This is a genomic window from Nocardioides sp. Leaf285, assembly GCF_001422955.1.
Taxonomy (GTDB): domain Bacteria; phylum Actinomycetota; class Actinomycetes; order Propionibacteriales; family Nocardioidaceae; genus Nocardioides; species Nocardioides kribbensis.
Map to the genome: position 1 here is coordinate 17,783 of NZ_LMNH01000007.1, position 24,216 is coordinate 41,998.

General features: G+C 74.4%; 24 protein-coding genes. 10 read left to right on the forward strand and 14 right to left on the reverse strand.

Annotated features, from left to right (window positions below):
* Positions 1–106: 106 nt before the first annotated feature.
* From ASF47_RS20165 to ASF47_RS20180, 4 genes are read left to right on the forward strand one after another with little or no spacing between them, the layout of a single operon-like run.
* Positions 107–487, forward strand: coding sequence for a lycopene cyclase domain-containing protein (locus ASF47_RS20165; RefSeq protein ID WP_056865840.1), 381 nt, complete (start codon positions 107–109; stop codon positions 485–487).
* Complete coding sequence (locus tag ASF47_RS20170; protein ID WP_056865841.1) at positions 487–831, forward strand: lycopene cyclase domain-containing protein; 345 nt, start codon at positions 487–489, stop codon at positions 829–831. The genes ASF47_RS20165 and ASF47_RS20170 overlap by 1 nt, the downstream gene beginning before the upstream one ends.
* Positions 828–1,634: a class I SAM-dependent methyltransferase gene (locus ASF47_RS20175; RefSeq protein ID WP_056865842.1), complete on the forward strand. Its 807-nt coding sequence runs from the start codon at positions 828–830 to the stop codon at positions 1,632–1,634. The genes ASF47_RS20170 and ASF47_RS20175 overlap by 4 nt, the downstream gene beginning before the upstream one ends.
* Before the next feature lie 58 nt (positions 1,635–1,692).
* On the forward strand, positions 1,693–3,207 hold the full coding sequence (locus tag ASF47_RS20180) for an FAD-dependent oxidoreductase (protein WP_056865889.1): 1,515 nt from the start codon (positions 1,693–1,695) through the stop codon (positions 3,205–3,207).
* A gap of 16 nt (positions 3,208–3,223) precedes the next feature.
* Here ASF47_RS20180 and ASF47_RS20885 read toward each other — a convergent pair whose 3' ends face one another.
* From ASF47_RS20885 to idi, 3 genes are read right to left on the reverse strand one after another with little or no spacing between them, the layout of a single operon-like run.
* Entirely contained in the window at positions 3,224–5,080 is a 1,857-nt protein-coding gene (locus tag ASF47_RS20885; protein WP_082500572.1) for a DUF5914 domain-containing protein, read from the reverse strand.
* On the reverse strand, positions 5,077–6,600 hold the full coding sequence (locus ASF47_RS20195) for a phytoene desaturase family protein (protein WP_056865843.1): 1,524 nt from the start codon (positions 6,598–6,600) through the stop codon (positions 5,077–5,079). Before ASF47_RS20195 ends, ASF47_RS20885 begins: the two co-directional genes overlap by 4 nt.
* Positions 6,597–7,229 carry an isopentenyl-diphosphate Delta-isomerase gene (gene idi, locus ASF47_RS20200; RefSeq protein WP_056865844.1) on the reverse strand — a complete coding sequence of 211 codons (633 nt, stop codon included), beginning with the start codon at positions 7,227–7,229 and terminating at the stop codon, positions 6,597–6,599. Before idi ends, ASF47_RS20195 begins: the two co-directional genes overlap by 4 nt.
* 165 nt (positions 7,230–7,394) lie before the next feature.
* On the opposite strand from idi, the gene ASF47_RS20205 reads away from it, so the two are divergent.
* From ASF47_RS20205 to ASF47_RS20220, 4 genes are all read left to right on the forward strand, one after another.
* Positions 7,395–7,664: a DUF4242 domain-containing protein gene (locus ASF47_RS20205; RefSeq protein WP_056865845.1), complete on the forward strand. Its 270-nt coding sequence runs from the start codon at positions 7,395–7,397 to the stop codon at positions 7,662–7,664.
* An 83-nt stretch (positions 7,665–7,747) separates the two neighbouring features.
* Positions 7,748–8,983: an iron-containing alcohol dehydrogenase gene (locus ASF47_RS20210; protein WP_056865846.1), complete on the forward strand. Its 1,236-nt coding sequence runs from the start codon at positions 7,748–7,750 to the stop codon at positions 8,981–8,983.
* A complete protein-coding gene (locus ASF47_RS20215; RefSeq protein ID WP_056865847.1) occupies positions 8,980–10,383 on the forward strand; it encodes a MadS family sensor histidine kinase in 1,404 nt (467 codons plus the stop codon). The genes ASF47_RS20210 and ASF47_RS20215 overlap by 4 nt, the downstream gene beginning before the upstream one ends.
* Positions 10,371–11,054: a MadR family response regulator transcription factor gene (locus ASF47_RS20220; protein ID WP_056865848.1), complete on the forward strand. Its 684-nt coding sequence runs from the start codon at positions 10,371–10,373 to the stop codon at positions 11,052–11,054. Before ASF47_RS20215 ends, ASF47_RS20220 begins: the two co-directional genes overlap by 13 nt.
* Positions 11,055–11,056: 2 nt before the next feature.
* Here ASF47_RS20220 and mftM read toward each other — a convergent pair whose 3' ends face one another.
* From mftM to mdo, 4 genes are all read right to left on the reverse strand, one after another.
* Positions 11,057–12,013 carry a mycofactocin oligosaccharide methyltransferase MftM gene (gene mftM, locus ASF47_RS20225; protein WP_056865849.1) on the reverse strand — a complete coding sequence of 319 codons (957 nt, stop codon included), beginning with the start codon at positions 12,011–12,013 and terminating at the stop codon, positions 11,057–11,059.
* The gene (locus ASF47_RS20230) at positions 12,010–13,548 is read right to left on the reverse strand and encodes a VWA domain-containing protein (RefSeq protein ID WP_056865850.1); all 1,539 of its coding nucleotides are present in this window, start codon (positions 13,546–13,548) and stop codon (positions 12,010–12,012) included. The genes mftM and ASF47_RS20230 overlap by 4 nt, the downstream gene beginning before the upstream one ends.
* Positions 13,549–13,552: 4 nt before the next feature.
* Entirely contained in the window at positions 13,553–14,779 is a 1,227-nt protein-coding gene (locus tag ASF47_RS20235; protein WP_056865851.1) for an AAA family ATPase, read from the reverse strand.
* Between the two features lie 79 nt (positions 14,780–14,858).
* The gene (mdo, locus tag ASF47_RS20240) at positions 14,859–16,151 is read right to left on the reverse strand and encodes an NDMA-dependent methanol dehydrogenase (RefSeq protein WP_056865852.1); all 1,293 of its coding nucleotides are present in this window, start codon (positions 16,149–16,151) and stop codon (positions 14,859–14,861) included.
* A 182-nt stretch (positions 16,152–16,333) separates the two neighbouring features.
* Here mdo and mftF point away from each other — a divergent pair, with 182 nt between their 5' ends.
* Complete coding sequence (mftF, locus tag ASF47_RS20245; protein WP_056865853.1) at positions 16,334–17,788, forward strand: mycofactocin biosynthesis glycosyltransferase MftF; 1,455 nt, start codon at positions 16,334–16,336, stop codon at positions 17,786–17,788.
* Here mftF and ASF47_RS20250 read toward each other — a convergent pair.
* From ASF47_RS20250 to ASF47_RS20275, 6 genes are all read right to left on the reverse strand, one after another.
* Positions 17,736–19,055 carry an MFS transporter gene (locus ASF47_RS20250; RefSeq protein WP_056865854.1) on the reverse strand — a complete coding sequence of 440 codons (1,320 nt, stop codon included), beginning with the start codon at positions 19,053–19,055 and terminating at the stop codon, positions 17,736–17,738. The genes mftF and ASF47_RS20250 overlap by 53 nt on opposite strands.
* 49 nt (positions 19,056–19,104) lie before the next feature.
* Positions 19,105–19,470 (reverse strand): lipopolysaccharide assembly protein LapA domain-containing protein, encoded by a 366-nt coding sequence (locus ASF47_RS20255; protein ID WP_056865855.1) that lies wholly within the window; start codon positions 19,468–19,470, stop codon positions 19,105–19,107.
* A 29-nt stretch (positions 19,471–19,499) separates the two neighbouring features.
* Positions 19,500–20,351, reverse strand: a complete 852-nt coding sequence (locus ASF47_RS20260) for an aldo/keto reductase (protein WP_056865856.1) — start codon at positions 20,349–20,351, stop codon at positions 19,500–19,502.
* Position 20,352: 1 nt separating this feature from the next.
* The gene (gndA, locus tag ASF47_RS20265) at positions 20,353–21,807 is read right to left on the reverse strand and encodes an NADP-dependent phosphogluconate dehydrogenase (protein WP_056865857.1); all 1,455 of its coding nucleotides are present in this window, start codon (positions 21,805–21,807) and stop codon (positions 20,353–20,355) included.
* 60 nt (positions 21,808–21,867) lie between these two features.
* Positions 21,868–22,482 (reverse strand): alpha-ketoglutarate-dependent dioxygenase AlkB, encoded by a 615-nt coding sequence (locus tag ASF47_RS20270; protein ID WP_056865858.1) that lies wholly within the window; start codon positions 22,480–22,482, stop codon positions 21,868–21,870.
* A 61-nt stretch (positions 22,483–22,543) separates the two neighbouring features.
* Entirely contained in the window at positions 22,544–22,993 is a 450-nt protein-coding gene (locus tag ASF47_RS20275; protein ID WP_056865859.1) for an SRPBCC family protein, read from the reverse strand.
* 104 nt (positions 22,994–23,097) lie between these two features.
* Here ASF47_RS20275 and ASF47_RS20280 point away from each other — a divergent pair, with 104 nt between their 5' ends.
* Entirely contained in the window at positions 23,098–23,817 is a 720-nt protein-coding gene (locus ASF47_RS20280; RefSeq protein WP_056865860.1) for a GntR family transcriptional regulator, read from the forward strand.
* A 27-nt stretch (positions 23,818–23,844) separates the two neighbouring features.
* Here the strand turns inward: ASF47_RS20280 and ASF47_RS20285 are convergent, their stop codons facing one another.
* Positions 23,845–24,204 carry a hypothetical protein gene (locus ASF47_RS20285; RefSeq protein ID WP_056865861.1) on the reverse strand — a complete coding sequence of 120 codons (360 nt, stop codon included), beginning with the start codon at positions 24,202–24,204 and terminating at the stop codon, positions 23,845–23,847.
* Between the last annotated feature and the right edge of the window lie 12 nt (positions 24,205–24,216).

Below are 24,216 nucleotides of genomic sequence, written 5' to 3' on the forward strand. Positions count from 1 at the left end.
CCCTCCCCGCACCCGCGGGGAGGGCGTCGTCGTGCGTGCGGGGCGTTCCCGGCGGTCCTCTAGAGTCGCAGCAGCGGCCGCCGGCCGCCCTGACCCGGGGGAGCGCGTGGACCAGTACCAGTACCTGCTCGTCCTGGCCGGCTGCCTGCTGATCACCCTCCCGCTCGAGCTCGTGCTCGGCGCGCGGGTCTGGCGCCGGCCCCGACGACTCCTGCTCACCCTGCTGCCGGTGGTGGTCGTCTACTCCGTCTGGGACGTCCTGGCCATCGAGAGCGGCATGTGGGACTACAGCGAGCGCTTCACCACCGGCATCCTGCTGCCCTTCGCGATGCCGCTGGAGGAGCTGGCCTTCTTCGTGGTCATCCCGATCTGCGGCCTGCTGACCCTGGAGGCCGTCGGCAACGTGCTGGCGGGCCTGCGGGCCCTGCGCGCCGGGGCCGGGCTGCGCGAGGCGGCGCTGGTCGTGCACCGCGGAGGTGCGCGCTGATGCTGCTCTACACCGTGCCGGCCGTGCTGTCGGTGCTCGTCGTGGTCCTGGTCGAGCTGCTGTGGCTGCGCACCGGCGTCTTCCGCACCGCCCGCTACTGGCTGGCCATGCTCATCGTGCTGGGCTTCCAGGTGCCCGTCGACGGCTGGCTGACCAAGCTCTCCGACCCGATCGTGCTCTACGAGGAGGCCGAGATGACCGGCATCCGCTTCCCGTGGGACATCCCGGTCGAGGACTTCGCCTTCGGCTTCGGCATGGTCACCCTGACCATGCTCGTCTGGCTCCGCCTCGGCGAGCGCGAGGACCGCCGCGCCCGCACCCCGTCCCTCCAGGAGACCCCGTGACCCCCTCGACCGCCGCCAGCTCCCGCACCACCGGGGTCGACCTCGACGCGGTGCCCGACGCCTTCGACGGCGTCGCCTCGACCTACGACCTCATGGTCGCGCTCAACCCGGGCTACCACGCCCACCTGCGCGCGTCGGCCGACGTGCTGGTCGCCGCGCTGCCCCGCGACCTCGACCGGCCGGTGCGCGTCGCCGACCTCGGCTGCGGCTCGGGAGCCTCGACCGCGGCCCTGGAGGCCGCGCTGCGCGACGCCGGCCTCGACTACGAGCTGCTCGGCGTCGACGGCTCCGCGGGCATGCTCGCCCAGGCCCGTCGCAAGCCGTGGCGCGGGGCCGTGCGGTTCCTCCAGGGCAACGCCGAGACTCTGACCCCCGCCTCGCTCGCGCCCGGTGCGCCCGGCGGTGCCCCGGTCGAGGGCTACGACGGGGTCTTCGCGGCCTACCTCTTCCGCAACGTCGACGCCCGCGACCGGCTGCTCGCCCAGGTGCGCGACCTGCTCGTGCCGGGCGGGTCGCTCGTGGTGCACGAGTACAGCGTCGAGGAGAGCCGCTCGGGACGGGTCAAGTGGGACGTCGTGTGCTGGGGCGTGGTCGTGCCGCTGGGCCTGCTGACCGCCCCCCGCAGCAGCATCTACCGCTACCTGTGGCGCAGCGTGGTCGACTTCGACGGCGCCGAGCGCTTCCGCAGCCGCATGGTCGCCGCCGGGCTCGAGCAGGTCCGCAGCCGCACCTTCGGGGGCTGGCAGAAGGACGTGCTGCACACGTTCCACGGACGCCGACCCCGCGCCGCAGGGACGGCCTGACGTGCCCGCCGCGAGCGGCGCGACCGGCGCCTGGCGCCCCGGCGTCGACCCTCGGGCCGTGTGGCACCCGCCGGTCGACGGCCCGCACGACGCCGACGACGCGGGTCGCCACCACGTGGTGGTGGTCGGCGGCGGCATCGCCGGCCTGGCCGCCGCGACCGGGCTGGCCGAGCGCGGCGTACGCGTGAGGCTGCTGGAGTCGACGCCGCAGCTCGGCGGACGCGTGGCGGCCTGGCCGGTCGAGGCCGGGGGCGGCACCACCACGATGAGCCGCGGCTTCCACGCCTTCTTCCGCCAGTACTACAACCTGCGGTCGCTGCTGCGCCGCGCCGACCCCGCGCTCGAGCGGCTGCGCGCGGTCGAGGACTACCCGCTGGTGCTGGCCGACGGGCCCACTGACTCCTTCAGCGACATCCCGCGGACCCCGCCGCTGAACATGATGGCCTTCGTCGCGCGCTCGCCGAGCTTCCGCCTGCGCGACCTCGCCGCCGTCGACGTGCACGCCGCGATGGGCCTGCTCGACGTCGCCTTCCCGCGCACGTTCGTGGAGCACGACGGCATCAGCGCCGCCGAGGTGCTCGACCGGCTGCGCTTCCCCCACGACGCGCGGCACCTCGCCCTGGAGGTCTTCGCCCGCTCGTTCTTCGCCGACCCCCGCGACTTCTCCGGCGGCGAGCTCGTGGCGATGTTCCACGCCTACTTCCTCGGCTCGTCGGAGGGCCTGCTCTTCGACGTGCCGACCGACGACTACGACACCTCGCTGTGGGCGCCCCTGGGACGTCACCTGGCCGGGCTCGGGGTCGACGTGCGCACCTCCTGCGCCGCCGCCGCCCTGCGCGAGGGAGCCGACGGGCGGGTCGTCGTGGTCACCGGCGACGGTGAGGAGCTCACGGCCGACGCCGTCGTCCTGGCCACCGACCGGGCTCCGCTGCAGCGCCTCGTGGGCGACGCCGGATGGCTGGGCGACGCGACCTGGCGCGGCGCGCTGGCCGCCCAGACCTCGGCCCCGTCCTTCGCGGTCTGGCGGCTGTGGCTCGACCGCCGCGTCGCCGCGGGGAGCCCGCCCTTCCTGGCCACCAGCGGTTTCGGTCCCCTCGACAACGTCTCGGTGCTCGAGCTCTTCGAGGAGGGCGCCGCGCGCTGGTCGCGACGGCACGCGGGGTCCGTGGTCGAGCTGCACGCCTACGCCGTGCCCGCCGGCACCGACGACGCCGACCTGCGCGCGCGGCTGCGCGCCGAGCTCTCGCGCCTGCACCCCGAGCTCGACGGCGCCGGGGTCGTGCACGAGGAGTGGCTCGTGCGCGAGGACTGCCCGATGGCCGGCACCGACCCGTGGTCCGCGCGCCCGGGCGTCGTCACCCCCGACCCCCGCGTCGTGCTCGCCGGCGACGGCGTGCGCTGCGCCCTGCCGGTGGCGCTCATGGAGCGCGCCGCCACCACCGGGTGGCAGGCCGCCGACGCGCTGCTGGCCGGGTGGGAGGTCGCCGGTCACGGGGTCTGGAGCGTGCCGGTCACCGGGCGCCACCGGGTCGTGCCGGCGCTGCGCCGCGGCCTGGCCCGGGTCGCCCGCTGACGCGGGACCGGGCCGGCTACACGCCGTAGGACTCCCCGCGCGAGCGCAGCAGGTAGGACCGCTCGGCGTAGACCATGTCGTCGACCCACAGCCGGCGCGCGGTGGAGCGCATCGCCGGTCGCAGCAGCGGGGCCAGGCGGCGGGCCACCGCGAAGCCGGTGCGCTCGGAGGTCGCGACGGTGGCCTCGACCATCATCGTGCGCGGCCGGCCGGCGGCGTCGGGCCCCAGGGGGGTCGCGTGGGTCTCGACGACGCTCCCGGCGCCCTCGCCGTCGGTGATGGTCATGACGATCGTGCGGGCGTCGGGGCAGGCGAACTCCGCACGCACCGGCACGCCCCACGTGCGCGAGACGCGGAAGGTCACGTCGACGGTCAGCACCTCGTCGGTGCTGGCCGCCTCGTCGACGGTGAGGTGGCTGAAGGCGTAGGGGTGGAACCACGAGCCGTGCCACGGGTCGAGCCGGTTGGCGATGATGTCGCGCGGCTCGCAGGTGCCGGCGACCTCCACCACCGCGGCGACCGAGCTCGCGGCGTCGGGCCGCCGGGTGATCCTCGGCGCGTCGGCGGTGACCTCGCCCTGGGTGGGGACGCGCACCCACAGCAGCACCCCGTCGTCGTGCGCGGCGTACGCCGGCCAGCCCGGGGCGCCCGCGGGGTCGAGGGCCAGGCCGTGCCACCTGCAGACCACGGCGTCGGACATGACCTCGCAGTCGGTGAGCAGGGCCCCGAGGTGGGGGCACGAGCCCGGCCCGGCCGCGACGCCGGTGGAGGTGCGCCACACGACGACCTCGCGCCCGCCGACCGAGCGCACCAGCGAGCGCCGACCGAGGTCGCGGCTGGCGCCCACGACGTACCAGCCGCCCGGGTCGGCGGCGAGCGCCACGTCGAGGGCGCGCCGGATCCGGGCGGGGCGGGCCTCGCGCCAGGTCGGGGTCAGCTCGGTGCGCTTCGGCATCGGGCGCAGGGCGAGCGGCACCCGCGGCGGGGCCTCGGGGTCGCGCTGGGCCAGCGAGCGGGCGGCCACGCCGGCCTTGCGCCACGTGGGCACCCGGGCGCGGGAGGAGAAGACGTCGTAGTCGGCGGCCTCGATGCGGTCGAGGATGCCGGCGTAGAGGACACGGGCGGTGCGCACGCAGCGCTGCGAGGGGCCCGGCAGGTGGGCGAGCCCGGCGTCGGCCTCGCGGTAGAGCTCGCGGTTGCGGGCGATCTCGAAGCGCATCAGCTCGCGCCACTCCGGCGTGACGGCCCGGGCCGCGGGGTCGGCGGAGAAGCGCTCGAGGTCCTCCTGGGGCAGGTAGACCCGGCCCCGGTCGAGGTCCTCGTCGACGTCGCGCAGGAAGTTGGTGAGCTGGAAGGCCAGGCCGAGCGCGCGGGCCGGCTCGCGCGCGGCCGGGCTGGTGGGCTGCAGCACCGGCAGCATCATCTCGCCGATGACGGCCGCGGAGCCCTCCATGTAGTCGAGCAGGTCGTCCCAGCGGGCGTAGCGGGTGGTGTCGAGGTCCTGGGCCATGGCCCCGAAGAAGCGGTCGAAGCACTCGGGGTCGATGCGCGCGTCGAGCACGGTGCGCGCGACCGCCGCGAGCACGGGGTCGTCGCTGGTGCCCGCGGCGACGGCGTCCTGGAAACGGCCGCGGAAGGCCTCGAGCGCCGCGGTCGTGGTCGCGACGTGGCCCTCGGTGGTGGCGCCGGCGGCGTCGACGATGTCGTCGGCCAGGCGGCACAGCGCGTAGACCGCGTGCACGTGGCGACGCTGGGGGGCCGGCAGGATCGCGGCGCCCCAGAAGTACGTCGTGCCGTGACGGCGGGTGAGCTCGGCGCAGCGGCGGTAGCCCTCGGTGAGGAGGTCGTCGTCGTGGTGGAGCAGAGCCGTCATCGGCCCACCGTACCGGCGGCGGGCCGCTGGGGTCGCCGGCTGCGTCCGGCCGCGGGCAGGAAGGTGGTGACCCGCTCGGCGGCGAGACGCCCCGAGACGAGCACCATCGGCACGCCCACGCCGGGAGTGGTGCCGGAGCCGGCGAAGAACAGCCCCGGCACCCGCTTCTCCACGTTCGGCGGGCGGAAGGGGCCGGTCTGCGGGAAGGTGTGGGCCAGCGCGAACGGCGTGCCGCACTCCATGCCCATGCGCTGCCAGTCGACCGGGTCGACGAGCTCCTCGGCCACGACGTCGGTGGGGTAGCCCTCGCGGTCGAGGAAGCGCAGCAGCGACTCGCGGATCTTCGGGCGCTGCGTGCGCCAGTCGACGACGCCGTCGAGGTTGGGCACCGGCTCCAGCACGTAGAGGGTGTGGGCGCCCTCGGGGGCCAGCGACGGGTCGCTGAGCGAGGGCACCGTGACCAGGCGCGAGGGGTCGGGCATCATCTCGCCGCGCTTGATGAGCGCGTCGAAGGAGGAGTCCCAGGCGTCGGCGAAGTGGATGTTGTGGTGGTGCACGCCCTCGGGCAGCGACCCGCGCGCGCCGACGTGCCACACGACGGCGGAGGGGGAGTAGACCCCCTTGCGCACGGCGCGGTGGGGCTTGAGGTCGGGCAGCAGCTGGGAGTAGGCCACCGGGAGGTCGAGGGTGCAGACGACCGCGTCGGCGCGCAGCTGCTCGCCGCCGTCGAGCTCGACGCCGGCCACCCCGCCGTCACCGCGGCGCAGCACGCGGGTCACCGTCGTGCCGTAGCGCAGCTCGGCGCCGCCGTCGGAGGCGGCCTGGGCCAGGGCGACCGGCACCTGGCTCATGCCGCCCTCGGGGAACCACACGCCCTCGATGCAGTCCATGTAGGTGATGACGGCGTAGAGCGCCAGCGCGTCGGAGGGCGGCAGCCCGGCGTACATCGCCTGGAAGGTGAACAGCCGCTGGAGGCGGTCGTCGTCGAAGCGGCGGCGGATGGCGGGGCCGAGGCGGCCGAAGCCGCCGAGGCGCACGAGCCGGGCGGCGGCGCCGGGGGAGGAGAGCAGGTCGAGCGGGGAGTCGAAGTTGCGGTCGATGAAGTGGGGCATCTCGACGTCGTAGAGGTCGCGCAGCCAGTCGACGAAGCCGTCGAAGGCGGCGGCGTCGTGGGCGCCGGCGACGCGGGCGATCTCCTCGCGCATGGCGTCGTGGCCGAACTTCACCAGGATCTCGGAGCCGTCGGCGTAGCGGGCGCGGTAGCCCGGGTCGAGGCGACGCATCGGCAGCAGCGTGTCGAGGTCGCCGCCGGCCGCGGAGACGACGTCGTCGAGCAGGTTGCGCATGGTGAGCACCGTCGGGCCGGTGTCGAAGGTGAAGCCCTCGCGGTGGATGCGGCCGGCGCGGCCACCGGGGATCGGCTCCCGCTCGACGACCGTCACCTCGTGCCCGCTGCCGGAGAGGTGGCACGCGGTGGCGAGGCCGGCGAGGCCTCCTCCGATGACGACGACGCTGCTCATGCTCGGCTCCTGGTGTCGGTGTGGGCGGTGGTGCGGGCGGTGGTGGCGCGTGCTGTCAGGTCGGGGCCCAGGGCGCGCGCCTGGAGGACGAGCCACGGGCTGAAGACGGCGGGGGTGCGGGTGACGGCGCCGTGGACGTCGGCCCAGGGCACCCAGGCGTGCTCGGCGACCTCGCCGGGGTGCGGGTCGAGCACCGGGTCGCGCTCCACCCGGGCGACGTGCACGGGGCAGACCTCGTGCTCGACGACGCCGGAGGCGTCGACCGCGCGGTAGCGGAAGTCGGGCAGCACCACGTCGACCCCGGTCAGCGCGAGGCCGAGCTCCTCGCGGGTGCGTCGGCGCACGGCGTCGGCGACGGGCTCGCCCGGTCGCGGGTGGCCGCAGCACGAGTTGGTCCACACCCCGGGCCAGGCCTGCTTGCCCAGGGCGCGCCGGGTCAGCAGCGTGCGGCCGTCGGGGTCGAGCAGGTGCACCGAGAAGGCGAGGTGCAGCGGGGTGTCGGTGGTGTGCACCTCGAGCCGCGGCGCCGAGCCGGTCGGGCGACCCTCGTCGTCGAGCAGCACGACGTCGTCGGCCGGGTCGTCGGCCGGGTCGTCGGCCAGGCGGTCGGGACGGGCGGGCGCGGTCATGGCTGACCTCTCGGGAGGCGGGGCGTGCGGCTCCGACGGTAGCCGGGCCCACCACGCACGATCTCACCCTCGCGGCTCCTCACCGGTCGGGCAGGTGGGCCTGCCCGTGCGGGCGGTGGCCACGCCGGGCGGCGTTCCTAGGGTGGGGTGTGAAGGAGGTCACCCATGAGCCGATACGTCATCGAGCGCGACCTGCCCGGAGCCGGGGACCTGGACGACCGGGCGCTGCACGACCTCAGTGCCCGGTCCAACGAGGTGCTCGCCGGCCTCGACGACATCAGCTGGGTCGAGTCCTACGTCACCGACGACAAGCTGTTCTGCGTCTACGACGCCGCCGACCCCGCCCTCATCGAGGAGCACGCGAGCCGCGGGGGGTTCCCGTGCGACCGGATCAGCGAGGTCCGCTCCACCATCTCGCCCGAGACGGGGCGCTGACCCGGCCCGTGGCGCGTCGCCGACCAACGTTCTGACAACGTCGGGCGGGCAGTGTGGTCCACGTCACGCAGGGGGAGGCCGTCATGTCCGCAACGCTCTCGCCGCGACGCGCGCCGGACGCCGTCACCGGTCCGACGCCGGGCCCGAGCACGGAGCCGGCCACCGAGCGGGTGCCGCTGGTGAAGTTCCACGCCCCGGAGGTCGTGTTCGGGATCGGGTCGCTGGCCGAGGCCGGCTTCGCGGCCGCTCGGCTGGGCGCCCGGCGCCCCTTCGTGGTGACCGACCCCGGCATCATCGAGGCGGGCTGGGTCGACGCCCTGCTGGGCCACCTGCGCGAGGCGCGGCTCACGCCGGTCGTGTGGTCGGAGATCACGCCCAACCCCAAGGACCACGAGGTCCGCGCCGCCCACCGCCGCTACGTCGAGCAGGGCGCCGACGTCATCATCGCCCTGGGCGGCGGCTCGTGCGCCGACGCGGCCAAGGGCGTGGCCCTGCTCAGCGGCAACGGCGGCGACATCCTCGACTACGCCGGCGTCGACCGGGCGACCGCACCGATCCCGCCGCTGCTGGTCATCCCCAGCACCTCGGGCACGGGGGCCGACGTCTCGCAGTTCTGCATCGTCACCGACACCGAGCGTTCGGTGAAGATCACCATCATGGGCCGCGCCCTGGTGCCCGACATCTCGATCACCGACCCTCGGCTGCTGATGACGATGCCCGAGCAGCTCAACGCCGCGACCGGGCTCGACGCGCTGACCCACGGCGTGGAGGCCTTCGTGTCGCTGGCGCACAACCCCCTGGCCGACACCCACGCCCTCGCGGCGGTCGGGCTGGTGTGCGCCCACCTGCGCACGACGATGAGCCACCCGCGGCAGGAGGCGGCGCGCACGAAGATGGCGCAGGCCAGCCTGCAGGCGGGGCTGGCGTTCACCAACGCCATCCTGGGCGCCACCCACGCGATGAGCCACCAGGTCGGCGGGCTGCTCGACGCGCCCCACGGGGTGGTCAACGGCGTCCTGCTGCCGCACGTCATCCGCTACAACGCCCGCGCCACCCCCGACCGCTTCGTCGACCTGGCCGCCGCCGCCGGCCTCCCGGTCGCCGGCCTGCCCGGGGTGGAGGCGGCCGAGCTCCTCGCCGCCCACGTGCGACGGCTGGCCGACGACGTGGGCGTCCCCCGCGGGCTGCGCGCACTGGGGGTCGGCGAGCACGACGTGCCGCGCCTGGCGGCGACCACCCTCGACGACGCCTGCCTGACCACCAACCCGCGCCCGGCGAGCGCGGCCGAGGTGGAGCAGCTCTTCCGAGACGCGCTGTGAGCAGCACCGAGCGTCCCCTCGACGTCGCGACCCTCACCGGGGTCCGCTCCGGCAAGGGCTCCTACTACCGCGCCTACGTCCGCTCCGACGAGCGCATGCAGCGCGCGGTGCGGGCGATGGACTCGATCTCCCGGGCGCTCGTGCGCACGGTGGAGGGGCCGCGCAGCCTGCTCGAGGAGGTCGTGCGGGCCGCGGGCTCCCACCTCGACGCGACCTGGACGATGCTGGCGCTCGCCGACGGTCACCTGCCCGGCGCCCGCCCGCGCTTCCTCCTGGTGGGGCCCGACGGCGGGGTGCATGACGAGGTCGCGGCCGTGCCGGCCGAGGTGCGGCGCGAGCTGGGCGCCGTGCGGGCCGGCCACGTCACCCGCAGCCGGGCCGACCAGCGCTGGGTGCGGGTGCCGATGAGCCTGGAGGGCCGCCACATCGGCAGCCTGGCCGGGCTCCACGGACTCGACGACGACCCCGAGCCGCGCGACCTGTCCGTGCTGCGCATCCTCGCCAACCAGGCTGCGGTCTCGCTGCACACCTCCGAGCAGTACCAGGCCGGCCTGGCCCTGCACCGCCGGGCCCAGCGGCTCTACGACGAGGCCACCGACCGCGCCCGCGACCTCGAGGACCGCACCCGTGAGCTGCGCCAGGCCGAGGAGCGTCTCGTCGTGGCCCACCAGCGCGAGCTGGTCGACCACGAGCGCCACCGCATCGCCCGCGAGCTGCACGACAGCGTGACCCAGTACGTCCTGTCGGCCGGGATGGCCGTCGAGGTCGCGCGGGGCGAGGCCGAGGACCTCGGCTCCGCCGGCGCCCCGATCCTGGAGCGGCTGGCCACCGCCAAGGCCCTGAGCCAGGAGGCGGTGGACCAGCTGCGCCGCGCCATCTACGCCCTCCACCAGCCCCACCGCGACACCGTGGGCACGCTGCCCGAGCTGCTCCACGAGGTCGCCGAGCACCACCGCCCCCAGCTGTCGGTGAGCGTGCGGGTCGAGGGCGACGCCCAGGTGCTGGCCGCCGACGCCGACCACGAGATCGCCCGCGCCGTGGGCGAGGCCCTCTTCAACGTCGCCACCCACGCCGAGGCGACGCGGGCGGTGGTGCGCCTGCGCTACCGCGCCGAGGAGATCCTCGTGAGCGTCGCCGACGACGGCACCGGCGACCCCACCGAGCTCGCCCGCCGCCTGCGCCTGGAGCGCGGCCCGGTGGTCGACGGCCGGCACCGCGGGCTGGTCAACATCGAGAGCCGCATCGGCGACCTGGGCGGCCGCGTCGTCTTCCGCCGGGCGCGGCTCGGCGGCGTGCGGGTCGAGATGCGCCTGCCGCTACCCCTCGTGGCGTCCCGCCACGCGGGGGTCATCCACGGCCTGGTCGGCACCGGGCAGAAGGAGCCACCATGGCCACGCTGAGCCCACCCCAGCCCACCCGCCCCGCGCGGTCGGCGGGCGTCGACATCATGCTCGTCGACGACCACGCGATCGTGCGCCAGGGCCTGCGCTCGATCCTCGAGCGCGAGCAGGACCTGCGGGTGGTGGCGGAGGCCTCCACCGCGGCGGAGGCGATGACCGTGATCGGCCGGGCCCGCCCGGCCGTGGTGCTGCTCGACCTCAAGCTCTCGACCTCCTCCGACACCGAGGGCCTCGACCTGTGCGAGGCGCTCGTCGAGCGCTTCCCGGGCCTGGGCATCCTCGTGCTCACCACCTTCCTCGACGACCAGCTCGTGCTGCGTGCGGTGCGGGCCGGGGCACGGGGCTACGTCGTCAAGGACGTCGACACCTCCGGCCTCGTGCGCGCCATCCGCGACGTGGCCCGGGGCGAGAGCGCCTTCGACGCCCGCAGCGCCGCCGCCATGGTGCGCGGGCTCAACACCCCGCCGCCCGAGGAGGCCCGCCACCTCACCCCGCGCGAGTGCGAGGTGCTGCGGCTGCTGGCCCGGGGGCTGTCCAACCGCGACATCGGGGCCCAGCTCTTCATCTCCGAGACCACCGCCAAGTTCCACGTCGGCAACATCCTGCGCAAGCTCGACGTCACCCGCCGCGCCGAGGCGGTCTACGAGGCCTCCAAGATGGGCGTGATCTGAGGTCATCCCGTGTCGAGCACGAGCCAGGCGCCGTGGTGCTCGTGCACGGCGTAGGGCAGGCCGCTGCGGCGTCCGGCCGCCTCGAGGTCGGCGGTCGTGAACGTCCGCACGTGGCCCCAGGTCTCGTCGGGGACGTCCTCGACCGGCACGGCCACCACGACCCGGCGTCGCGCCAGGCGCACGGCCTCGGCCAGCACCCGCTCGCCGTGCTCGGCGTCGAGGTGCTCGAGCAGGTGCACCGCCAGCACGGTGTCGGCGGTGGCGTCGGGGGCCGGGAATCGCGCGGCGTCGGCGGCGCAGGTGCCGAGCGTCGCACCCAGGCGCGGCGCCACCGCGGCGAGCAGGCCCACGGTGCCCTCGCACAGGTCGGAGGCCAGGACGTCGTGGCCGGCCGCCGCGAGCCGCAGCGAGAGGAAGCCGAAGCAGCAGCCCAGCTCGAGCACCGACCCGGGGGCCACCTGCTGCTCGGCGAAGGCGTAGACCGGGGCGTAGCCGTCGATGGTGCCGTGGCCGCTGCGGCTGCCGCTCCCGGCCGGTGCGTCGCTGCCGGTCCCGCCCGCGGCCAGCGACTCCTCGATGCGGGCCAGCGTGGTGCGGTAGAAGCGGGTCCAGCAGTCCAGGGCGCTGCCGCCGGAGGTCAGCACGACGCCGGTCAGGAGCCGCTCGAAGAGCTCGGGGCCGCGCAGCCAGCCGGGGTTGAACAGCTCCGCGGCCAGCAGCCCGGCGAGGTCGTCGTCGACCAGCTCGGGGGGCACGACGTGGTCGACCTGCACCCGCTCGGGGCCCTGGACCACGTCGAAGTGAGGGGTGCGGACCATGTGCAGCGAGCGACGCGGGCGCGCCCCCGTCACGCGGCGGACCTCGACGAGGGTGTCGCGGTAGGCCCCCTCGCGCAGCGGGGCCAGGGGGTCGATGCGCTCGAGCTCGCCCCGGGTGGTGTGGTCCGCCGGGGTGCTCATGGCGCCGCGGCGGTGGACACCAGGTCGAGGCCGTGCAGGCTGCGCACGACCTGCACCCGGCTGCAGTGCTCGGCGTACAGGGGGAGGTCGCAGGAGCCGAGGCCCCAGGAGTAGCGCGGCTCGGGGGTCAGCCACACGGTCTCGCGGGCCCGGCGGCTGAGCTCCTCGAAGGCGCCGAGGCCGGGGTCCTTGCCGTTGCCGCGGCCGTCGCCCAGCACGACGAGCGTCGTGCGGCGGGTGACGGCCGACCCGAACTGCTCGAGGAACTGCTCGAAGGTCGACCCGTAGTCGGAGTCGGCGTCGACGTCGAGGACCCCTCCGGCCGGCAGGCCCGACATCACCAGGCTGAGCGCGTCCTCGGTGCGGTGCTCGGCGAAGAGGTCGGTGATCTCGACGAGGTCCTTGACGAAGGCGAAGGTGCGCACCGACGAGGCCACCGACTGCAGGCCGTGCACCAGGTGGAGGGTGAAGCGGGCGGTGGAGCGCACCGACAGCGACACGTCGCACAGCACGAGCAGCCTGGGCCGGTCCTCGACCTTGCTGACCGTCACCGGCCGGAAGGGCACGCCGTCGTAGCGCATGTTGGCGCGCATCGTGCGGGCGCCGTCGACGACGCCGCGGGCGGCGGCCTTGCGGCGGGGCCGGGGTGCGCCGCGCAGGCTGCGCAGCAGCCGCCGCAGCGACTCCTCGAGGTCGGCGCGCTCGTGCTCCTCGACGCTCTCGGCCCGGGCCGCCGCGATCTCGCGCTCCTCGATGTCGTGCTCGAGCTCCATGAGCCGCTCGAGGTGCTGCTTGAGCCGCTCGGGGAGGCTGGCCAGGAAGGGCGCGAGCGCCTCGCGCAGCGCGGCGAGGCCCTCGCCGGCCGGGCCCTCGTCGTCGGGGTCGTCGGGCCCGTCGGGCATCGCCTCCTCCAGCCAGCCGAGCAGCATCATCTCCTCGGCCACCGTCAGCTCGGTGTCGAGCGTCATCCCGGGTCGGCGCACGAGGTCGCCGGGCGCCCCGGGGTTGTGCATGCGCTGGGTGGAGATCTGCACGCGGGCGGCCTCGCCGGCGCTGTCCTGGGTGTCGTTGGACAGCACGATCTCGTCGGTCAGGGCGGCGATGTCGATCTTGTTGGCCTCCTGGTGCAGGTTGTACTGCTGGGCCATGTCCTCGGGCTTGAAGAACTCCTTGATGTCGTCGGGCTTGCCGTGGGAGTGCCCGTCCTCCGGGGTGTCGCCGGGCTCCTCGGAGAGCGTGAACTGCTCGAGCTCGCCGTCGTCGGTGAGGTCGTCGTGGGCGTGGGAGTGCCCGTGGCCGGTCTCCTCCTCGACCACGGCCCGCAGCCCGAAGAAGCGGTCGAAGACCCGCTCGAAGGTCGGCAGGTCGCGCCGGTCCTTGACCAGGCTCACCGCCAGCGCGGAGCGCAGGACCTCGCGGTCCGACAGCACGCCGGGCTGGGCCACGGCGTGCATGGCGTCGATGGCCTCGGCGGTGCTGACGCGCACCCCGAGCAGCCGCAGCAGCCGGATGAACCGGTGGACCGCGCCCTCCACGGGATCAGACCGGACGCTTGCGGGCGCCGCGCGCCGCGAAGGAGCGCGCGCCCTGTCCGGCGGGCACCGCCTTGGCGGGCTTGCCCTCGCTGGAGGTCCGGCCGCCGCCGGCGTACGCCGCGTCGTGGCGCCCGGGACGGTCCTTGGCCGCACGCACGTCGCGACCGTCGGGCCCGTCACCGGGGTCGCCCGGGCCGCCGGGGCCGCCGGCGCGGTCGTCCGCGTCGTGGCCGTGGCCGTGCCCGTGGCCGTGGCCGTGGCCGTGGTCGAGGTGGTCGGGCACGGTGGCGTTGGGGTCGACCAGGCCGGGCAGGGCCTTGCGGGCCTTGTCGAGGTCGCGCTCGTACTTCACGACCACGCTGAGGGTCGACGACAGCACGTCGGCGGTCAGCTCCTCCACGCCGAGCACCGCAAGGGTGCGGGCCCAGTCGATGGTCTCGGAGATGCTCGGCGACTTGCGCAGGTCGAGCTCGCGCAGCCCGCGCACGACGTCGACCAGGCGGACCGCGAGGGCCTCGGCCAGGCCGGTGTCCTTGGAGCGGATGATCTCCAGCTCGCGGGTCGCCTCGGGGTAGTCGAGGAAGAGGTGCAGGCAGCGTCGCTTGAGGGCGGCCGACAGGTCGCGGGTGTTGTTGGAGGTCAGCACGACGTAGGGCAGGTGGGTGGCGCGCACGGTGCCGATCTCGGGGATGGAGATCTGGAACTCGCTGAGCAGCTCCAGCAGCACGGCCTCCAGCGCCTCGTCGGCGCGGTCGACCTCGTCGATGAGCAGCACCACGGGCTCCGCCGAGGTGATGGCCTCCAGCAGCGGCCGGGCGGCGAGGAAGCGCTCGGAGAAGAAGATGCTGTCCTGGTCGGCGATGCGCTCCACGGCCTCGGAGAGGGTGGCGGCGTCCTCGACGACCTGCCCGATCTTCTCGCGCAGGATCTGGGTGTAGAGCATCTGCTTGCCGTAGTCCCACTCGTAGAGCGCCTTGGTCTCGTCCTGTCCCTCGTAGCACTGCAGCCGGATCAGGCGCCGGCCGGTGACCTGGGCCAGGCTGGTGGCCAGCTGGGTCTTCCCGACGCCGGCCGGTCCCTCGAGCAGCACCGGCTTCTCCAGCCGCGAGAGCAGGAAGACGGTGGTGGCGAGCCGGTCGTCGGCGAGGTAGCCGGCGTCGCGGAAGCGCTCGCGGGTCTCGTCGACGTCGCGGAACTCGCTGTCGGACGGGGTGGTGGGTGCGTCGCTCACGCGCTGCTCCTGGGCTCTGGGGGTGGGCGGGACCTGACCGGCGCGCGGCGGGCGTGGGAGCGCCCGCCGCGCGGCGGCGTCAGCTGAGCAGGTCGTCCAGGTCGCCGTTCATGCAGTGGTCGACCACGGGGCGCACCGTCTCGAAGGTGCACTCCTTGGCGTTGCCCGGGGTGCAGGCGTCGCCGAGGACGTGGTGGGTGATGCGGTCGACGTCGGCGGCGTCGCCGGTGATGACCCCGGCGTTCTCGTAGAACGCGGTGGGTCCCTCGCCGAGCCGGTTCTTGGAGTAGCTGTCCTTGGTGACGTCGGTGAACTTCTCGGTGATGCCCACGTCGCGCAGCAGCCGGATGGCGGCGGCGAGCGCGGCGTCGGCGGCCTGCGGCTTGGTCATGCCGTGGGTGTCGATGCCCATCGCCTCGGCGATGTCGGCGAAGCGGGCGTACTGCGCGGGCATGTTGAAGGCCCACACGCGCGGCAGCGCGATGGCGTTGTTGAGGCCGTGGTGGGTGTCGTAGAAGGCCGACACGGCGTGCGAGATGGAGTGGATGATGCCGAGGCCGCCGGAGTTGAAGGCCTGGGCGGCGATGTACTGGGCGTACATCATGCCCTCGCGGCCCTTGAGGTCCTGACCGTTCCAGACCGCCTCGCGCAAGTTCTCCGAGGTCAGCTTGATCGCGCGGATCGCGTTGCCGAGCGACGGCTCGAAGTTCAGCCGCGAGACGTAGGGCTCGCTGGCGTGGGCGAGCACGTCGAAGCCGCACTGGGCGGTGTAGTCGACCGGGCAGTCGAAGTAGAGCACCGGGTCGTCGATGGCCAGGCTCGTCACCGAGGCGTCGTCGAAGGCGACGTACTTGTGCGGGTTGTCGGGGTCGGTCGTGGTGTCGGTGATGACGTAGGCCCACGAGGTCTCCGAGCCGGTGCCGGCCGTGGTCGAGACCGCGATGTGGGGCGGGTTCTTCGGGTTCTCGGACATGTTGAAGCCCTCGAACTCGTTGACGTTGCGCCCGTCGTGGGCCACCGAGACCCGCGCGCCCTTGCAGGCGTCGTGGGAGGAGCCGCCGCCGATGGAGACGAAGGAGTCGCACTCGTTCTGCTGGTAGAGCGCCACGGAGTCCATGACGTTGTAGTCCTTGGGGTTGGACTCGACCTTGTCGTACACGACGACCTCGAGGCCGTGGTACTTCATCGACTCCACGATCTTGTGCACGATGTCGGTGCCGCGCAGGCCCGACGTCATCACGAGGGTCTTGCGGAAGCCCATCTTGAGGGCCTCGGGGCCGATCATCTCGTGGGCGCCCGGACCCATGAGGGCACGGGGGAAGGGGTGGAACTCCTTGATCGGGAAGGGCTTGAGCAGCTCGTCGACTTGCATGTGGGACCTCCTGGTCGCGCTGGCTGGTGCTCGCCCTGCGGACGCTAGGAGCGTGCGGACCGCACCGACAGACGAGGACGCGGAAACACCTCGGCGGGGCAGTGGGGACCTGCCCGTCGGGACAGGTCGGCCACGGCCCGGGGAGGGGTGCGCCGGGTCGCGCCGGTGCCTAGCGTGAGCGGGTGCGGCCACCGACCGAGCCCCTCGCGACGCTCTCGCCGCGCACCCACGTCTGCGACGGCGGTCGCTCCCTGCTCGGGGTCGGGGGCGGGGTCGGCGGCGAGTCCGGTCTGGTGCGCCTCGACGACGCGGAGGCCGCCGCTGTCGCGGCCGGACCCGTGGGGGGCGAGCTCGCCCGCCGGCTCCTCGACGCCGACCTGGCCGACCCGCTGGTCACGCCGCGGCCGGTGGACGCCCGCGAGGTCAGCGTGGTGGTGCCGGTGCGCGACGACGCGGTGCGACTGGGCCGGCTGCTCGCCGCGCTGCGCGAGGACCTCCCACCCGGGGTGGAGGTCGTGGTCGTCGACGACGCCTCGCGCGCCCCGGGCGAGGTCGCGGCGGTGGCGCTGGCCCACGGCGCGCGAGTGGTGGCGCACCGGCGCAACCGCGGCCCCGCCGCGGCCCGTGACAGCGGCCTGCGGGAGGTGACCACGCCCTGCGTCGCGTTCGTGGACGTCGACGTCGTGCCGGAGCCGGGCTGGCTCGAGCGACTGCTGCCGCACCTGGACGACCCGTCGCTGGCCGTGGTCGCGCCGCGGGTGCTGGGGCCCGCCGCGCGCCCCGGCGACGGCGCGGTCGCCCGCTACGAGCAGGCGCGCTCCTCCCTCGACCTGGGCCCGGCGCCGGCGGCGGTGCGCGCGGGCGGCCGTGTCTCCTACCTCCCCGGCGCCTGCCTCCTGGCCCGCACCGCGGCGCTGGGCGACGGCTTCGACCCACGGCTGCGCTGCGGCGAGGACGTCGACCTGGTGCGCCGCCTGCTCGCCGCGGGCTGGCGGGTGCGCTACGAGCCCGGCGCCCACGTGCGTCACGAGCACCGGACCGGCGTGGCGGCCTGGGCCGGCCGCAAGGCCTTCTACGGCACCTCCGCGGCTCCGCTGGCCGCCCGCCACCCGCAGGCGGCGGCCTCGCTGGTGCTGCGGCCGTGGACCGTCGCGCTGGTGGGCGGGTTCGTGGGCGCGCCCCTGCTCGGGCGGCGGGCGCTGGCGGTGACCGGCGCCGCGGCGGGCCTCGCGCTCGTCGGGCGCACCCGCGGCCTGCGGCGCGACGGGTCGCCCCGCCCGGTGCGGGCGGCCGCGGTCCTGGTGCTCGAGGAGGCGGTGGCGGCGCTGTGGGGGAGCGGGTCGGTGCTGCTGCGCGAGCAGTGGCCCACGGCCCTGCTCGCCGCGGTCGTCTCGCGCCGGGCCCGGCGTACGGTCGTGGTGGTGGGGATGCTCGACGCCGTCGCCGACCACCGCCGCACCGGCCCGCGCCTCGGCCTGCTGCCGTACGCCGCCCTGCGCCGCCTCGACGACGTGGCCTACGGGGCCGGTGTGTGGGCCGGTGCCCTGCGGGAGGGATCGGTTCGCGCGCTGGTGCCCGTGCGGGTCAGTCGACCGCGGCGCCCGACCGGTCGGGGCGGGGCCGCACCCCGTTGGTGACGGGGTCGAGCTGGGGCTCCAGGCGCAGCACGGCCAGGGCGCCGCAGAGCAGGCACCCGACGACGAGAAGCCCGATGTAGACCTCGCCCAGCGCGTGGCCGATGAGGAAGCCGGAGACCGGCGGGGCGATGACGGCGGCGGCCTGGAAGGAGGCCGAGCTGAGCGCGTTGTAGCGCCCCCGCAGGTGGTCGGGGGCCAGGTCGTTGACCAGCGCCGGGATGGTCGGCTGGAGCAGGGTCTCGCCGAGGGCGAAGACGGAGGCGCAGGCGGCGACGAGCACGGTGGCCGCGACGGTGCCGGCGACCAGCCCGGTGGCGCCGAGGCAGAGCCAGGCCAGCGACCAGATCACCGCCATCACCGCGATGACCCGGGTGCGCCGCAGGCCCTCGATGCGCTGGAGCACGAACAACTGGAGCACCACGATGACCAGGGTGTTGGCGCCGAAGGCCAGGCCCAGGCCCTGGGTCGAGACCTCGCCGACGGCGCGGGCGTAGGCCGGCATCCCGGCGTTGAGCTGGGAGTAGCCGACGAAGGACGACACGAAGCCCAGCACCATGAGCGAGGCCACGGCGGGCCGGCGCAGGACCACGAGGTAGCCGACCGACGGCCCGGTGGTCGCGGTGTCGTGGTCGGGCCGCCCGGCCACGTGGCGCAGCGGGCCGAGGAGCAGGACGATCGCGGGCAGGTAGCTCGCGGCGTCGCCGAGGTAGATGGCCTGGAAGGTCGAGACCTGCCCGACGTCGACCAGCACCCCGCCGAGGATCCCGCCGATCCCGATGCCGAGGTTGAGCAGGGTGAAGTTGACGCCGAAGTAGCGCTGGCGGAGCGCGGCCGGCACGACGGCGGCGATGAAGCTCTGGGAGGCCGGCCAGGAGACGCCGAAGGCGACGCCGTTCAGCGTCAGCGCCACCCCGGCCAGCAGCATGGTCGAGGCGAAGGCGAGGAGGGCGTTGCCGGCGACCAGCAGGAGCAGCGAGGCGAGCAGCACCCGTCGGGCCCCGATGCGGTCGATGAGGGCGCCGCCGGGGCCGACGATGAGGAAGCCGATCAGCGGGGGCACCGCGAGCAGCAGCCCGACGTCGGCGAGGGCGAAGCCGCGGACCTCGTTGAGGTAGACGACCTGGAAGGGCAGCACCAGACCGGTGCCGAAGAACTCCAGGACCACCACCGACAGCAGCAGCCGCCCCTCCCGGGGCAGGTCGTGCCAGAAGGACGCGAGGGTCGGGCGGTCGGTCGTGCCGGTGCTGCCGGGGGTGCTGGTGCTCATCTCTGGCGCAGTCTCGCACCTGCGCCGGAGACGGCGGAATCGACCGCGGTCAGCCCTTGCGGTTGACCTTCACCTCGCGCTTGACGCGGCGTCGCAGCTGCAGGATGCGCATGCTGCCGACGATGCCGGCCAGCAGCATGCCCGCGGCGGCGGCGATGAGGAGGGCGGCGGCCTGGGGCAGCTCGGCCTCCCAGGGCAGGAAGGCCACGGTGACCCGCTCGGTGTTCTGCATGATGAAGACCACCAGCAGCACGAGCACCACGATCGAGGCGATGACGGCGACCCAGAGGCCGCTGGTGCGTGAGCCGCGCAGCGGGTCCTCGTGGCGGCTCGAGCCGGTGTCGGTCGGGGTGGGCGTGGGGTCGGTGCCGGGGCCGCGGTCGCCCGCGGTGGGCTCGTGGGACTGGGTGCTCATCGGTCGTCTCCTGGTGGTGGGGAAGGGGGTCAGGCCGTGGCCCGGGCCAGCGCCTCGAACTCGGGGTCGCTCAGCTCGATCCCGGCCGCCGCGGTGTTGGACTCGAGGTGGTCCAGGCTCCTGGTGCCCGGGATCGGCAGCATGACAGGGGAGCGGCGCAGCAGCCAGGCCAGCGCGAGCTGCGAGGGCGTGGCGTCGTGCTCGCGGCTCGCCGCCGCCAGCGGTCCGTCGTCCTTCGACAGGGCGCCGGTGGCGAGGGGGAACCACGGGATGAAGCCGATCCCCTCCGCCGCGCAGTAGTCCACGAGCTCCTCGGCGCTGCGGTCGGCGAGGTTGTAGAGGTTCTGCACGGTGGCGATGGTCGCGACCTCGCGGGCGGCCCGGGTCTGCTCGACGCTGACCTCGGAGAGCCCGATGTGGCGGATCTTGCCCTCCTGCTGCAGCGCGGCCAGCTCCCCGACCTGGTCCTCCAGCGCGACCTCGGGGTCGATGCGGTGCAGCTGGAAGAGGTCGATGCGCTCGAGGCCGAGGCGGCGCAGGCTCAGCTCGCACTGCTGGCGCAGGTAGGACGGGCGACCGACCGGGATCCACTGGCCGGGACCGGTGCGGGTCAGGCCGGCCTTGGTGGCGATGACGACGTCGTCGGCGTAGGGGTGCAGTGCTTCGCGGAGCAGGTCCTCGGCGACCTCGGGGCCGTAGGAGTCGGCGGTGTCGAAGAGGGTGACGCCGAGCTCGACGGCGCGACGGAGCACGGCGATCGCGCCGTCGTGGTCCTCGGGCGGCCCCCAGACGCCCTCGCCCGTGAGCTGCATCGTGCCGTAGCCCAACCGGCTCACGGGCAGGTCGCCGCCGATGCGGAAGGCGTCGCTCGTGCCGGTCATGTCAGGCCTCCTGCTCGGTGCGGTCGCCCGCCCACGTGGTGTGGAAGGAGCCGTCGCGGTCGACCCGCTGGTAGGTGTGGGCGCCGAAGTTGTCGCGCAGGCCCTGGATGAGCGCGGCGGGCAGGCGGCCGCGCCGCAGCCCGTCGAAGTAGGACAGCGAGGAGGCGAAGGCCGGGATCGGCACGCCGGCCTGCGCCGCGGTGGCCACCACGTCGCGCCAGGCGTCGACGCCGTCCTTGACCGCGTCGGCGAAGTAGGGCGTGGTCAGCAGCGTGGTGAGGTCGGGCTCCTCGGCGTAGGCCTCCTTGATGCGGTCCAGGAACTGCGCCCGGATGATGCAGCCGCCGCGCCAGATGGTGGCGACGCTGCCGAGGTCGATGTCCCAGCCGTGCTCCTCCGCGCCGGCCGCGATCTGGTCGAAGCCCTGCGCGTAGGCGACGACCTTGGAGGCGTAGAGCGCCGCGCGCACCTGGTCGACGAAGACGTCGCGGTCGACCTCGACGGTGTGCTCCTCGGAGGTGGTGGAGAACATCTCGCGGGCCGCGGCGCGCTGCTCGGCGTGGCCCGAGAGGCTGCGGGCGAAGGTCGCCTCCGCGATGCCGGTGATCGGCACGCCGAGGTCGAGGGCGCTCTGCACGGTCCAGCGGCCGGTGCCCTTCTGCTCGGCCTGGTCGAGCACGACGTCGACGAAGGGCTTGCCCGTCTCGGCGTCGGTGTGGCGCAGGACGTCGGCGGTCATCTCGATGAGGAAGGACTCGAGGTCGCCGCGGTTCCACTCGTCGAAGACGTCGGCGATCTCGGCGGGCTCGAGGCCGCCGACGGTGCGCAGCAGGTCGAAGGACTCCGCGATCAGCTGCATGTCGGCGTACTCGATGCCGTTGTGCACCATCTTGACGAAGTGCCCGGCGCCGTCGGGACCGACGTGGGTGCTGCACGGGGTGCCGTCGACGACCGCGGCGATCGACTCCATCACGGGGCCGAGGTTCTCGTAGGCGTGCTCGGAGCCGCCCACCATGATCGAGGGCCCGTTGAGGGCGCCCTCCTCGCCGCCCGAGACGCCCATGCCCACGAAGTGCAGGCCCTTCTCCTCGAGGGCCTGCTGGCGGCGCAGGGTGTCGGTGAAGTGCGCGTTGCCGGCGTCGACGACGATGTCGCCCTCGTCGAGCAGCGGCACCAGCTCGTCGATGACGGCGTCGGTCGGCTCGCCGGCCTTCACCATCACCAGGATGGTGCGGGGCTGCTGGATCGAGGCGACGAAGTCCTCGAGGCTCTCCGAGCCCACCAGCTCCCCGCCGCCCTCGCGGGCCTCGTCGGAGAACTCCTCGACGAGCGCGGTCATCTTGGCGGCGGTGCGGTTGTGCACGGCGATGGTGTGCCCGTTGCGGGCGATGTTGCGGGCCAGGTTGCGGCCCATGACAGCGAGGCCGGTCAGGCCGATGGTGGCAGTGGCGTCCATGGTTCGACACAACCACGGGTGGGGGGCCGCTGTTCCGCCCAAGGGGGTGAGTGGGTGCGGTCAGAACACGTTGAGCGGGCGGAACTGCACCGAGACCCGCGGCCCGGCCGAGGCGACCTTCGGCACGGCGTGCTCCCAGGTGCGCTGGCAGGAGCCGCCCATGACGAGCAGGTCCCCGTGGCCCATCTCGAAGGACAGCGAGGCCCCGCCGCCACGGGGGCGCAGCGCCAGGCGCCGCGGGTCGCCGAGGGAGACGATCGCGACCATCGTGTCCTGCGTCGAGCCGCGCCCGATGGTGTCGCCGTGCCAGGCCACGCTGTCGCGCCCGTCGCGGTAGTAGCAGCAGCCGGCGGTGCGGAAGGGCTCACCGAGCTCGTCGGCGTAGTGCGCGCTCAGCGCGTCACGGGCCTGTGCGAGCCGCGGGTGGGGCAGGGCGTCGCCGACGAGGTAGGTGTGCACGAGCCGCGGCACGTCGACGACGCGGTCGTACATCTGGCGTCGCTCGGCGCGCCACGGCACGTCGGCGACCAGGGTGGCGAGCACGTCGTCGGGCTCGGGGAGCCACGTGCGGTGCACGTCGACCCACGCGCCGTGCGACAGCGGGTGGCGCTCGAGGGCGCTCAGGTCACCGACCTGCGCGACCGGCGCCTCGAAGAGCGACGACTGGAAGTCCACGCGACCACCCTAGCCCGGTTGGTCGAACGCGTGTTCGACCGACCGGCCGGCGCGCCGCCGGTCAGACGGCCTTGTTCAGCAGCGTGCGGGTGATCTGCTCGACGGTCTCGTCGGCCAGGGTGTCGAGCTTGCCGCGCAGCACGACGGGTGCCACGAGGTTGAGCAGGAAGCCGAAGTCGAAGTCGGCCCGGTAGTGGATGCGGGTCGCGCTGCCGTCGGCGTCGGGGGAGAAGCTCAGCGTGTCGGTCGCGGTCGCCGACTTGTTGGTGCCGCGGAACTGCACGCGCGAGGGCCGCTCGAAGGCCGTCGTCTCGTAGGTCAGGTCGACCGTGCGGCCCATGAACTGCGAGGTGTTGGCGTACGTCGTGCCGACGCCGACGCCGCCGTCGCCGGAGGTGCGGGTGGTGGTGACGGTGCCGGGGTCCCACTCGCGGGTGTGCGCGAAGTCGCTGAGGTAGTCGAAGACGGCCTCGACGGGCCGCGGGACGGTGAAGGTGCGCTCGACGTGCATGGGTCGAGGGTAGGGAGGGGGACGCGGCACGGGCTCACCCCTGGGGCGCCCGAGGTTGCGCATTCGCCGGACAGGGCGCCGCGCGCCTCCCTAATCTGGGGGGCGTGGAAGACGTTCTGGCGCCGGATGGGCGTGGCCTCAAGCACGTCGCGGTGCGCGAGTACGTCCGCTCCCTGGTGACCGGCAGCGCTCCCGGGTCGCCCGCTCCCTCCGAGCGCGAGCTCGTGCACCAGTTCGGCGTGGCCCGCATGACGGTGCGCCAGGCGATGGACGCGCTCGTGGTCGAGGGGCTGCTCGAGCGCATCCCCGGGCGGGGCACCTTCGTCGCCCGCCCGCGGCGTGCGGCCAGCCGGATCACCGGCTACACCGAGGAGATGTCGCGGCGCGGGCTGCTGGCTGAGTCGCAGACCCTCCTCGCGCGTCGTGAGCAGGCCGGTCCCGGCGTGGCCCGTGCGCTGAGCCTGACCGAGGGCGACGCCGTCATCCACTGGCGGCGGCTGCGCCGCGCCGACGGCACGCCGATGTGCCTCGAGGACGCCTACCTCAACGAGGTCCTCCTGCCCGGCTTCCTCCAGAGCGGCATGCCGACCAGCCTCTACGACGCCCTCGACGGCCGCGGCCTGCGCCCGACCTGGGCCGAGGACTCCATCACCGCCGACCGGGCGACGCCCGAGGAGGCGACCCTCCTGGAGGTCGACGAGGGCGCGCCGGTGCTGCGCCACTCGCGACGCGCGCTGGCCGGCGACAAGGTCGTCGAGGTCTCGCGCACCGTCTACCGCGCCGACCGCTTCACGCTCTGGGTCCAGCTCGGCCACGACGCCTGAGGGCCACGACGCCTGGGAGGGGTCGGCTCAGAAGGGGCGCCACTCACCGAGGCGACCCAGGTCGGCGACCGTCTGGCCGGTCTCCTCGCACACCCAGTGCGGGTCGGGGCCCCCGAGGTCGGGCTGGATGTAGAGCGAGTGCTCCGGCGCGCCGGGGCAGCCGACGCACAGGGGCCAGCGACCGGTGCTCTCGAAGAGCGCGTCCTGCACGTCCTGGGCGACCAGGCCGGCGACGTACTGCGCCCCCTCGGGCCACTGCCCCGCCCACCACGAGCGCGCCGAGACGGCGTCCTCCAGCGCCGACACGGCGGGTGGCGTGGCGTGGTCGCGGGCCCGGAGGTCGGCCAGCACCCGCGCCCGGGCGTCGAAGAGCAGCGCGTTGTCCACAGCCCCATCATG

Bases quoted from the DNA above. Each gene is read 5' to 3' on its own strand.
- mftM (WP_056865849.1), bottom strand. From the start codon at position 12,013: ATGAGCACCCCGGCGGACCACACCACCCGGGGCGAGCTCGAGCGCATC.
- ASF47_RS20170 (WP_056865841.1), top strand. From the start codon at position 487: ATGCTGCTCTACACCGTGCCGGCCGTGCTGTCGGTGCTCGTCGTGGTC.
- ASF47_RS20195 (WP_056865843.1), bottom strand. From the start codon at position 6,600: ATGAGCAGCGTCGTCGTCATCGGAGGAGGCCTCGCCGGCCTCGCCACC.
- gndA (WP_056865857.1), bottom strand. From the start codon at position 21,807: ATGGACGCCACTGCCACCATCGGCCTGACCGGCCTCGCTGTCATGGGC.
- mdo (WP_056865852.1), bottom strand. From the start codon at position 16,151: ATGCAAGTCGACGAGCTGCTCAAGCCCTTCCCGATCAAGGAGTTCCAC.
- ASF47_RS20275 (WP_056865859.1), bottom strand. From the start codon at position 22,993: ATGCACGTCGAGCGCACCTTCACCGTCCCGCGGCCCGTCGAGGCCGTC.
- ASF47_RS20250 (WP_056865854.1), bottom strand. From the start codon at position 19,055: ATGAGCACCAGCACCCCCGGCAGCACCGGCACGACCGACCGCCCGACC.
- idi (WP_056865844.1), bottom strand. From the start codon at position 7,229: ATGACCGCGCCCGCCCGTCCCGACCGCCTGGCCGACGACCCGGCCGAC.
- ASF47_RS20220 (WP_056865848.1), top strand. From the start codon at position 10,371: ATGGCCACGCTGAGCCCACCCCAGCCCACCCGCCCCGCGCGGTCGGCG.
- ASF47_RS20885 (WP_082500572.1), bottom strand. From the start codon at position 5,080: ATGACGGCTCTGCTCCACCACGACGACGACCTCCTCACCGAGGGCTAC.
- ASF47_RS20205 (WP_056865845.1), top strand. From the start codon at position 7,395: ATGAGCCGATACGTCATCGAGCGCGACCTGCCCGGAGCCGGGGACCTG.
- ASF47_RS20210 (WP_056865846.1), top strand. From the start codon at position 7,748: ATGTCCGCAACGCTCTCGCCGCGACGCGCGCCGGACGCCGTCACCGGT.
- ASF47_RS20255 (WP_056865855.1), bottom strand. From the start codon at position 19,470: ATGAGCACCCAGTCCCACGAGCCCACCGCGGGCGACCGCGGCCCCGGC.
- ASF47_RS20260 (WP_056865856.1), bottom strand. From the start codon at position 20,351: ATGACCGGCACGAGCGACGCCTTCCGCATCGGCGGCGACCTGCCCGTG.